8 protein-coding genes and 2 rRNA genes (1 of these 10 running past the window's edge) are annotated in these 10,327 nt (G+C 64.2%); 6 read left to right on the top strand and 4 right to left on the bottom strand.

What is annotated here, in order from left to right; genetic code table 11:
• Positions 1–2,088, top strand: a 23S ribosomal RNA gene (locus tag NMB40_RS17980); it begins 791 nt to the left of the window's first position.
• A 145-nt stretch (positions 2,089–2,233) separates the two neighbouring features.
• Positions 2,234–2,348, top strand: a 5S ribosomal RNA gene (gene rrf, locus NMB40_RS17975).
• A gap of 160 nt (positions 2,349–2,508) precedes the next feature.
• On the opposite strand, the gene NMB40_RS17970 is transcribed toward rrf, so the two are convergent.
• From NMB40_RS17970 to hemH, 3 genes are all read right to left on the bottom strand, one after another.
• Positions 2,509–4,218 carry a methyl-accepting chemotaxis protein gene (locus NMB40_RS17970; protein ID WP_494359318.1) on the bottom strand — a complete coding sequence of 570 codons (1,710 nt, stop codon included), beginning with the start codon at positions 4,216–4,218 and terminating at the stop codon, positions 2,509–2,511.
• A gap of 256 nt (positions 4,219–4,474) precedes the next feature.
• Positions 4,475–5,323, bottom strand: a complete 849-nt coding sequence (locus NMB40_RS17965; RefSeq protein WP_494359317.1) for an alpha/beta fold hydrolase — start codon at positions 5,321–5,323, stop codon at positions 4,475–4,477.
• Entirely contained in the window at positions 5,320–6,282 is a 963-nt protein-coding gene (hemH, locus tag NMB40_RS17960; RefSeq protein ID WP_494359316.1) for a ferrochelatase, read from the bottom strand. Before hemH ends, NMB40_RS17965 begins: the two co-directional genes overlap by 4 nt.
• Before the next feature lie 109 nt (positions 6,283–6,391).
• Here hemH and NMB40_RS17955 point away from each other — a divergent pair, with 109 nt between their 5' ends.
• From NMB40_RS17955 to tatC, 4 genes are all read left to right on the top strand, one after another.
• On the top strand, positions 6,392–7,279 hold the full coding sequence (locus tag NMB40_RS17955) for a lipid-binding SYLF domain-containing protein (RefSeq protein WP_494359315.1): 888 nt from the start codon (positions 6,392–6,394) through the stop codon (positions 7,277–7,279).
• Positions 7,280–7,356: 77 nt separating this feature from the next.
• Positions 7,357–7,584, top strand: coding sequence for a Sec-independent protein translocase subunit TatA (gene tatA, locus NMB40_RS17950; protein WP_217538947.1), 228 nt, complete (start codon positions 7,357–7,359; stop codon positions 7,582–7,584).
• 15 nt (positions 7,585–7,599) lie between these two features.
• A complete protein-coding gene (tatB, locus tag NMB40_RS17945) occupies positions 7,600–8,091 on the top strand; it encodes a Sec-independent protein translocase protein TatB (RefSeq protein ID WP_448143914.1) in 492 nt (163 codons plus the stop codon).
• Positions 8,088–8,837 carry a twin-arginine translocase subunit TatC gene (gene tatC / locus NMB40_RS17940; RefSeq protein ID WP_068847925.1) on the top strand — a complete coding sequence of 250 codons (750 nt, stop codon included), beginning with the start codon at positions 8,088–8,090 and terminating at the stop codon, positions 8,835–8,837. Before tatB ends, tatC begins: the two co-directional genes overlap by 4 nt.
• Before the next feature lie 487 nt (positions 8,838–9,324).
• On the opposite strand, the gene NMB40_RS17935 is transcribed toward tatC, so the two are convergent.
• The gene (locus tag NMB40_RS17935; RefSeq protein ID WP_448143913.1) at positions 9,325–10,236 is read right to left on the bottom strand and encodes a BPSS1780 family membrane protein; all 912 of its coding nucleotides are present in this window, start codon (positions 10,234–10,236) and stop codon (positions 9,325–9,327) included.
• Positions 10,237–10,327: the final 91 nt, after the last annotated feature.

The raw sequence follows: 10,327 nt of genomic DNA, 5'->3' as shown, positions 1-10,327 counted from the left end.
TTCTCCTCGAAAGCTATTTAGGTAGCGCCTCATATGTATCCTCTCGGGGGTAGAGCACTGTTATGGCTAGGGGGTCATCGCGACTTACCAAACCATTGCAAACTCCGAATACCGAGACGGACTGTATGGGAGACACACGGCGGGTGCTAACGTCCGTCGTGAAAAGGGAAACAACCCAGACCCACAGCTAAGGTCCCAAATTCACTGCTAAGTGGAAAACCATGTGGAAAGGCACAGACAGCCAGGAGGTTGGCTTAGAAGCAGCCACCCTTTAAAGAAAGCGTAATAGCTCACTGGTCGAGTCGGTCTGCGGGGAAGATTTAACGGGGCTAAGCAGTGAACCGAAGCTTGGGGTGTGCATATTTATATGTACGCGGTAGAGGAGCGTTCCGTAAGCCGTTGAAGGTGGATTGAGAAGTCTGCTGGAGGTATCGGAAGTGCGAATGCTGACATGAGTAACGATAATGCGGGTGAAAAACCCGCACGCCGAAAGCCCAAGGTTTCCTTGCGCAACGTTAATCGGCGCAGGGTGAGTCGGCCCCTAAGGCGAGGACGAAAGTCGTAGTCGATGGGAAGCAGGTTAATATTCCTGCACCTCGCGTAAGTGCGATGGAGGGACGGAGAAGGTTAGGTGTACCCGGCGTTGGTTGTCCGGGGGAAAGGCGGTAGGTTTGGATCTTTGGCAAATCCGGGATCCTTCAAGACCGAGCACCGAGACGAGTCTTTAAGACAAAGTCACTGATACCACGCTTCCAGGAAAAGCTCCTAAGCTTCAGCTTACGCAGACCGTACCGTAAACCGACACAGGTGGGTAGGATGAGAATTCTCAGGCGCTTGAGAGAACTCGGGTGAAGGAACTAGGCAACATGGCACCGTAACTTCGGGAGAAGGTGCGCCCTTTTTGGTGGCTCATGCGAGCTATAGCTGAAGAGGGCCGCAGAAACCAGGCCGCTGCGACTGTTTATCAAAAACACAGCACTCTGCAAACACGAAAGTGGACGTATAGGGTGTGACGCCTGCCCGGTGCTGGAAGGTTAATTGATGGGGTCAGCCGCAAGGCGAAGCTCTTGATCGAAGCCCCAGTAAACGGCGGCCGTAACTATAACGGTCCTAAGGTAGCGAAATTCCTTGTCGGGTAAGTTCCGACCTGCACGAATGGCGTAACGACAGCGGCGCTGTCTCCACCCGAGACTCAGTGAAATTGAAATCGCTGTGAAGATGCAGCGTTCCCGTGGCAAGACGGAAAGACCCCGTGAACCTTTACTATAGCTTTACACTGAACGTTGAGTTCGTCTGTGTAGGATAGGTGGGAGGCTATGAAACCATGGCGCTAGCTGTGGTGGAGCCATCCTTGAAATACCACCCTGTCGTGCTTGACGTTCTAACCTGGGCCCATTATCTGGGTCGGGGACCGTGTATGGTGGGTAGTTTGACTGGGGCGGTCTCCTCCTAAAGAGTAACGGAGGAGCTCGAAGGTACGCTCAGCGCGGTCGGACATCGCGCACTGTGTGCAAAGGCATAAGCGTGCTTGACTGCAAGATCGACGGATCAAGCAGGTAGGAAACTAGGACTTAGTGATCCGGTGGTTCTGTATGGAAGGGCCATCGCTCAACGGATAAAAGGTACTCCGGGGATAACAGGCTGATACCGCCCAAGAGTTCATATCGACGGCGGTGTTTGGCACCTCGATGTCGGCTCATCACATCCTGGGGCTGTAGTCGGTCCCAAGGGTATGGCTGTTCGCCATTTAAAGTGGTACGCGAGCTGGGTTCAGAACGTCGTGAGACAGTTCGGTCCCTATCTGCCATGGGCGTTGGAGATTTGAGAGGGGCTGCTCCTAGTACGAGAGGACCGGAGTGGACGAACCTCTGGTGTTCCGGTTGTCACGCCAGTGGCATTGCCGGGTAGCTATGTTCGGAAGCGATAACCGCTGAAAGCATCTAAGCGGGAAGCGCGCCTCAAGATGAGATCTCCCGGGGCACAAGCCCCCTGAAGGAACCATATAGACTATGTGGTTGATAGGTCAGGTGTGTAAGTACAGCAATGTATTGAGCTAACTGATACTAATGATCCGTGTGGCTTGACCATATAACCTCAAGTTGCCTTGGCCGACATGACATGTCGATAGATACCAAGTGCACGCTACGTCACAAGAACTATGAGAGGCAGGCGCAGTATGGCCGTGCTTTTTCCCAAAGGGAAAATCACGACATCGCGACGCTCCAACCGTCTCCCTGGTGAAATTAGCGCTGTGGAACCACCCGATCCCATCCCGAACTCGGAAGTGAAACGCAGCTGCGCCGATGGTAGTGTGGCTCAAGCCATGCGAGAGTAGGTCATCGCCAGGGTTTACACCCAAAAACCCCGCTGCTTACGCAGCGGGGTTTTTTCTTTGCGTCAACGCGTGGCGACCAACGGTCGGCACCCACCGGATGCATCAAAAAGGCGCCCCTCAGGGCGCCTCCCGGGCATCACGACCAACGGTCGTGATCTACCACCTAAAACACCTCAACGGAACGCTGCAACGGCCTCGGTGAGGCCTGCTGCCTGCTGTTCCAGCTCACGCGCGGCCGCGCTGGCTTCTTCGACCAACGCCGCGTTCTGCTGGGTCGCCTCATCCATCTGCACTACGGTCTGGTTGATCTGGTCGATGCCGGCGGCCTGTTCCTGCGACGCCGCGGCGATGCTGGCCATGATGCCGCTGACCCCGGCCACGCTGCCGACGATCTCCTGCATGGTGCGGCCAGCGTCCTGCGCCAACCGGGCGCCATCGGCTACCTCGCTGACCGATGCATCGATCAACTGCCGGATCTCACGCGCGGCCTCGGCCGAACGCTGCGCCAGGCTGCGCACTTCGCTGGCCACCACCGCGAAGCCACGGCCCTGGTCACCGGCACGTGCCGCCTCGACCGCCGCGTTGAGGGCAAGGATGTTGGTCTGGAAGGCGATGCCATCGATGACGCCGGTGATCTCGCCGATCCGCTTGGATGCAACGTGGATGCTGTCCATGGTGCTGACCACGCGCCCCACCACCGTGCTGCCACGGTCGGCTACCTCCTGCGCCCCACGCGCCAGCGTGCTGGCGTTGCGTGCGTGTTCTGCGTTCTGCCGAACCGTCGCGGTGAGCTCTTCCATCGAAGAGGCCGTTTCTTCCAGATGTGCCGCCTGCCGTTCCGTGCGGGTGGAGAGATCATGGTTGCCGCTGGCGATCTCCTCAGCGCCCAGCGCGATCGCGCCGGCACTGCGCCGGATGCGTTCAACCATGTTGCCGAGCTGGATGGCGGTGGCATTGGCATCGCGCTGCATGGCGGCGAATGATCCCTCGTAGTCGCCCTGCATGCGCTGGCCCAGATCACCCTCGGCCAGGGCAGACAGAACGCGGCGCAGATTGCCGACGGTGCTGCCCACCTGTTCCAGCAGCTGGTTGATGCCGGTGGTGAGGCCATCCATGAAGGCGGCACCGCTGGCGGCGCGCGGCAGGCGCCGGTCGAGGTCGCCACGGGTGGCGGCGTCCACGATCTCGGCCACGGCCGTTTCGAGCACCAGCTCCTGGGTACGGTCGTGCCATTCAACGGCGAAGCCGACGCGTGCACCGGCGGCATCGAACATCGGGCTTACCACCTGGGCAAAGTGCACGGGCCCGATCCGCACGCGCCCATGATGGGTTGCCTGCAGGGTGTCCAGGATGGCGCGGATGCGATCGGGGTTTGCGTGGAAGCGATGGATGCTGGTGCCCACCAGGGTGTCAGCATCAAAGTCCGGAAACGCCTCGCGCAGGTTGGCCTGCTGGTTGCGCAGCAGGCGCACTACGGCGGGATTCACATAGCGGATCACGTGGGACGCATCGGCAATCATCATCGCCGTGTGCGAGACCTCCAGCGCCAGGCGAAGCGCGGCGTCGGCCGCAGCACCGGCCTGCTCGCGGGCGCACCGCGCCTGCAGCTGCCCATGGCCTGCGGATAGCCGGGCCAACTCAGCGCGCAGCTGACGGCTGTTCCGTCGCATCCGCGGTGCCAGCACCACCAGCGCGCCGGTCGCGATCGCGATGCCAAGCACGGTGACGCTCTGTTGGTGCCACAGTGCGCCAGCAAGGCCGCCAACCAGCCCAGTGGAGAGCAGCCCTGCAAGGGCGCGCTCCCCGCGTGGGTGCAGGTGCAACGCAGGTGAGAGCAGTGTTGCGTCGGGTGGACGTGAGGAAGGGTGGGGGATGGCAGACATGATGACTCCAGAAACAGTGCGGTACGGAACGTCCTCCGCTGGAACGCGGACAGACGGATGCGAGGTCCGGCGACCCATCGGCGGAAGACCTTGCAGAGACGTGGATGCGGGGGGAGCACTCCTTCCTTGGAAGCCGGATGACACGCGGCTTCGCAGACGGCGGAGCAGGCGACGACACAGGCGATCCTTGCGGGCCTGCGTCATCGGTATCGGACATCACCGATGGAAATTGAGTGCGACCGTGTGTCGCAGGGGGTTACGCGGCGAGGAAGCGGGCGATGACCTCGGCGACCAGTGCCGGGTGCTCCATGTGCAGGTGATGGGTGCCAGGGAATACATTCAGGCGGCCATCGCGCAGCAGCCTGATGCGCTCGCTGCGCAGTGGCTCGGGGTAATACGACTGTGCTGGCGTGGCGTAGATCACCTGGGTGGGGCATTCGATAGCCGCCAGCAGGTCGTCGATCTGCGCCTCACTCAAGCGCATCGCGGTGGGCAGCATCAGGCGCTGGTCACTGCACCAGCTGTAGCCGCCTTCCACCGGCATGACGCCGCGTTCGACCAGCAGGCGCGCGCACGGCTCGCTGAGCTGGTTGGCCATCATGCGCGCGCGCACCGGCGCGGCCAGATCGGAGAACACGCGCAGTTTCTTCGACGGCAACGCGCGCACGGCGCGCACATGCTCGCGAAGGAGCTGCGCGGTTTCGTCTTCCGGCCCGCGCAGGCCACCCAGTGCTTCGATGGCAATCAGCCGCTCCACGCGCTCGGGCGCGGCGGCGGCGGTAAGGCTGGCAATGCCGGCGCCCATCGAATGGCCCAGCAGCGTGAAACGCTGCCAGCCCAGCGCGTCGGCGACCTCGAGCACATGGCAGATGGCACCCGGGGTGTTGTACTGCGTGCCCGGCGGCATGTGTGAGCTGTGCCCGTGCCCGGGCAGGTCGATGGCCACCAGGTCCAGCCCCGGTAGTGCCGTGGCCAACGGCACGAAGCTGGCGGCGTTGTCGAGCCAGCCGTGCAGGGCCAGCACGCGCGTCCCTTCAGCAACCGTGGAACGCAGGCCAGCCACGGTGGTGCCGGCCACCGGCAGTACGAACGGTTCGAGCGTCATGCCAACGCCGCGATGCTCAGCCGCGACAACGCCAGGGCGTGTGCGGGATCGGCGTTGAGGCAGGGGATGTAGCGCATCTGCGCGCCGCGTGCGGCGACGGTTTCGGTGAAGCCCATCGCCACTTCCTCCAGCGTCTCCAGGCAGTCGGTGGCGAAGCCGGGGCAGACCACGTCGATCTGCTTGACACCGCGCTCGGCCATCGCCCACAGCGTGGGTTCGGCATAAGGCTGCAGCCACTTCTCGCGGCCGAAGCGCGACTGGTAGGTGAGCTGCCACTCGCCGTCGGCCAGGCCAAGTGCCTGCGCGATCGCCTGCGCACTGGCTTCGCAACGCTGCGGATACGGGTCGCCCGCGTCGGCCAGGCGCTGCGGAATGCCGTGGAAGGAAAACACCAGCTGCTCGCCACGACCGTGCTGCGCCCACCATTGGCGGATGCTGCCGGCCACCGCTGCGACCCAGTCCGGGTCCACCGCGTAATCGCGCACCAGGGTGACGGTGACGCCGGGGTGGCGGGGCTGCCAGTCGCGCACCTGGTCTTCGATGGAGGCGGTGGTGGTGGTCGAGTACTGCGGGTACAGCGGCAGTACCACGATCCGGCGCATGCCTTCGGCGGCCAGCCGGTCCAGCTCGGCGGTGAGCGCGGGCGCGCCGTACCGCATGGCATGGCGTACGCGCAGGTTGGGCATCAGCTGCTGCATGGCCTCGGCCAGGCGGCGCGTGTACACCATCAAGGGGGACCCGTCGGGCAGCCAGACCTGGGCGTACTTGGCCGCCGAGCGACCACTGCGCAGCGGCAGGATCACCCCATAGAGCAGGGGTTTCCACAGCAGCGCAGGAATCGCGACCACGCGCGGGTCGCTGAGGAATTCGGCCAGGTAGCGCCGGACCGCCGGAGCGGTGGGCGTCTCGGGTGTGCCTAGATTGACCGCCAGCACGGCGGTGTCGGGTGCGTCGAGCATGGGGACCATTCTCGCAGGTCTGCGCGACCGGGAGCACATACTCATTGCGGATTCATTGGAACCCCACTAATTTCGGGTAGTTACGTATCGCCCCCCTTTTGGAGCACCCATGCGCCGTTTGAGCCTTGTACTGCTGATCTCCGCCAGCCTGCTGTCGACCCAGGCGATGGCCGGGCCGGAGGAGGACCAACGCGCCCGCAACGCGGTGCGCGTGTTGAATGACATCCAGGAAATCCCGGAACAGGGCATTCCCGACAAGTTGCTGGACGAAGCGCGGGCAATCGTCGTCATTCCCGACACGATCAAGGCCGGCCTGGTCATCGGCGGCCGCCGCGGCCATGGCGTGATGTCGGTGAAGAATGCCGACGGCAGCTGGTCCAACCCCGTGTTCATGAAGCTTACCGGCGGCAGCATCGGCTTCCAGGCCGGCGTGCAGTCGTCGGACGTGGTGCTGGTGTTCCGCAATGACCGCAGCCTGGACAATCTCGTCAACGGCAAGTTCACCCTTGGCGCCGATGCCGGGGTCGCGGCCGGTCCGGTGGGGCGCAACGCCGCCGCCGCCACCGACGGCCAGCTGAAGGCCGAGATCTGGTCCTGGTCGCGCGCGCGCGGTCTGTTCGCCGGCGTGGCGCTCGATGGCGCGGTGCTGCAGATCGACGATGCCGCCAACCTGGACGCCTACGGCAGCAACACCACGCCGCGCATGGTGTTCGAAGGCCGCATGGGCGAGGCGCCGTCGATGGACGTGGTCGCGTTCCGCGACCGCCTGGAAGAAGCGACCTACTCGGCGCGCCAGAAGCGCGGTACGGGCGGCAGCGCTCCGGCCCCGCGCCCGGCCGGCCCGGCGCCGCAGGCCGCGCCGGCGGTGGCTGAACAGGCCACTGCAGGCGCTACCACCGCGCCGCTGCAGGCCGTACCGGCGCAGCCGGCACCGCAGCAGGGCTTCCAGCCGGTGGGCGAAGGCGAAGTGCGCACCGAATCACTGGACGGCAACTGACTTTCGTCACGCGCGCCGCCCTACCGGCGGTGCGCTATGCTCAAGTCCTTGTAACCGGGTAATGCGAGCAGAACATCATGGGCAGTATGAGCTTGTGGCATTGGGTGGTGGTACTGGTCATCGTTCTGCTGGTGTTCGGCACCAAGAAGCTGACCAGTGGCGCCAAGGACCTTGGCAGTGCCGTGAAGGAATTCAAGAAGGGCATGCGCGACGAGGACAAGCCGACCGCGCACCTGAGCGATGAGTCGCGTCCGCAGGATTCGACGACGACATCGCAGAACGAGCACGATCGCGACCGGCGCTGATCGGGGCGGCATGGCGTGTTCGACATCGGTTTCAGTGAACTGCTGGTCATCGCGGTAGTAGCGTTGGTCGTGCTGGGTCCCGAGCGTCTGCCCAAGGCAGCCCGCTTCGCGGGGCTGTGGGTGCGGCGCGCGCGCAACCAGTGGGATTCGGTGAAGCAGGAGCTGGAACGCGAACTGCACGCCGATGAGATCAAGCGCCAGTTCCGCGATGCGCAGGATTCGGTGCGCGACACCGAGGCGCAGCTGCGTGCCAGTGGTGAGGCGGTCCGCCGCGAAGCCGAGCAGGTGCGCAACCAGGTGCAGCGCGATGGCGATACGCCGGCCAGCACCGACGAGCCGGTCATGACCGGGCCCGCGCCGGGTTCGCCGGCGAGCGTGGCCCAGCACGTGGTGGCACCCGAGCCGGACGCTGTACCTGAAGAACCGCGCGATGCGATGGCACCGCCGGGCATCGACGGGCAGGCGCCGCGCGATCCGCCGCCTTCGACGCCGGAGGCCCCGCGATGAGCGGTAACGAGTCGCCGGAAAGCGGGTTGATCGAACACCTGATCGAACTGCGCGCGCGCCTGATGCGTGCGCTGATCGGGCTGGGCGTGGTGCTGCTGGGGTTGATGCCGTTCTCGCGGCAGATCTACACGTGGTTGGCGCAGCCGTTGATCTCGCAGCTGCCGAACGGGCAGTCGATGATCGCGACCAACCCGGCCGGCGCGTTCTTCGCACCGCTGAAGCTGACCTTCTTCGTGGCCGTGTTCATCGCGGTACCGTGGCTGCTGTACCAGCTGTGGGCGTTCGTGGCGCCCGGCCTGTACGCGCGCGAAAAGCGCCTGGCGGTACCGTTGCTGGCAACCTCGGTGCTGCTGTTCTACATCGGCTGCGCGTTTGCGTACTTCCTGGTGCTGCCGGCGGTCTTCCACTTCCTGACCACGTTCCGCCCGGAGGTGATTGCGATCACGCCGGACGCGAATGCGTACCTGGATTTCGTGCTGGCGATCTTCTTCGCGTTCGGCAGCAGTTTCGAACTGCCGGTGGCGATGGTGATCCTGACCCTGCTGGGGTGGATCACGCCGCAGCAGTTCAAGGACGGCCGTGGTTACGCGATCGTGGGCATCTTCGTGCTGGCGGCTGTGTTGACGCCGCCGGACGTGGTGTCCCAGTTGATGCTGGCGATTCCCATGTGCCTGCTTTATGAGCTGGGGATTCATGCGTCGCGGTGGCTGGTGCCGGCCAAGGGCGACGAGCCCCAGGCGCAGTAGCGCTTTTAGAGCTTTAGAGCTTTAAAGCAGCGTTTCGGTTGCTACGTGCTGGGGAGGCCGACGGGCAGCCCCTTACGGGACACGCCGTGAATCCATCCATGGAGGCTTGGCAAAAACTTGCGCGTGTACGCAATCCTGCGTACACGGCAAGGCCGGGGTTGGGCGTCCTGCCCAACCCGTCCGGCGCATGCGCCGGACCCATGTTTTTGACAGTCCCTACAGGGGCTGCCCGCCGGCCTCCCCTCTCGTGCATCGCGAGTGCGGATACGAAAGCAAAGCAAAGCAGCGACGCAGGGCGTCGCTCTACGTCGTTGATTCTCTCAATGCATTACCGGATACATCGCGCGCGCATCGTAGAGCGACGCCCTGCGTCGCTGCTCTTCCATCCGCACACCGCGAGGCTTGACGGGGTCGGGCTGCCCGTCGCCCGGCCCCAACCCGTATCAACAGAAACGCTGCAGTTGACGTTGACGCCAGCCCAAGAACATCAAGCCGCGAAAATGTTCCCCGGCCCGTTCGACGGCGGAACCGGCGGCGGGGCGGCGCGGCCGCGGTGGGCGAACATCTGGTTCCAGGCGGCGTATACCGCGCCCACGTACAGCGGCATGATCACGGCGGTGTTGGTCAGCTGCATCACGAACGCGGCTGCACCGGCGCCGCCGGCCATCAGCGCCAGCTGCATCACGATGATCATCACGAAGTAGATGCACATCGCCGCGATCAGGCCCAGCAGCATGAACACCGCCATCGCGCCGAAATTGCGGATGCAGCCCTGCAGGCTCATGCGCAGCGCGTGCATGCCGCTCTGGTGGTCGAACACCACCAGCGCCGGCTGGGTGAACATCGCCATGCTCAGCGCCACGAACGTGCCGAAGGCGATCAGCAGCCACAGCAGGATCCGCATCACCGGCACGCCGGTCATCAGCGCCATGGTCTGCTCATTGCTCGGCGTGGCGCCGGACTGCTGCAGCTCCTGCATTTTGCGGAACATCTCGGCCGTGGCAGTCAGACCGTCGGGGCCCATCATCACGTACAGCAGGGTACCCAGCGCGATCACCGCAATCAGCTGGATCGCCAGCGGCACCAGCAGGTGGCTCACCCGGCGGTCGCGGATCGGCTGCAGCAGGTGCACCGGCGACGCGCGATGGCCCTGGGCCACTTCGCTCACCGCCACCAGCATGCCGCCGAACACCAGCGGACCCACCGCCACGGAGACCAGCTGGACCAGGATGCCCAGCCAGCTCGGCAACGCCTGCGCCAGCACCAGGATCAGGGAACTGACCAGCATGCCGATCACGCCAAGGACCGCCAGTTGCAGCGGCGCGCGGCGGTACAGGGTGAACGCGTCCAGCAGCCATTGGGCGCCCGCCGAGGCGGGCAGCTTGCGAATTTCGCTCATACCATTCCGGAACAGGGGGGAAGGGCGCGCGCGCCCCGAATCCCAACGATTATCCCTGTTTTCCGTGCCCATCACCTGAAGGAAAGGACGC

This window comes from Stenotrophomonas sp. FBCC-B152 (genome assembly GCF_059134105.1).
This window is presented reverse-complemented; position numbering and strand designations above follow the sequence as displayed.

What these genes read in the sequence shown, in the direction of transcription:
- tatC (WP_068847925.1), top strand. Translation starts at nt 8,088, where the DNA reads ATGAGCGGTAACGAGTCGCCGGAAAGCGGGTTGATCGAACACCTGATC.
- NMB40_RS17965 (WP_494359317.1), bottom strand. Translation starts at nt 5,323, where the DNA reads ATGACGCTCGAACCGTTCGTACTGCCGGTGGCCGGCACCACCGTGGCT.
- hemH (WP_494359316.1), bottom strand. Translation starts at nt 6,282, where the DNA reads ATGCTCGACGCACCCGACACCGCCGTGCTGGCGGTCAATCTAGGCACA.
- NMB40_RS17935 (WP_448143913.1), bottom strand. Translation starts at nt 10,236, where the DNA reads ATGAGCGAAATTCGCAAGCTGCCCGCCTCGGCGGGCGCCCAATGGCTG.
- NMB40_RS17970 (WP_494359318.1), bottom strand. Translation starts at nt 4,218, where the DNA reads ATGTCTGCCATCCCCCACCCTTCCTCACGTCCACCCGACGCAACACTG.
- NMB40_RS17955 (WP_494359315.1), top strand. Translation starts at nt 6,392, where the DNA reads ATGCGCCGTTTGAGCCTTGTACTGCTGATCTCCGCCAGCCTGCTGTCG.
- tatA (WP_217538947.1), top strand. Translation starts at nt 7,357, where the DNA reads ATGGGCAGTATGAGCTTGTGGCATTGGGTGGTGGTACTGGTCATCGTT.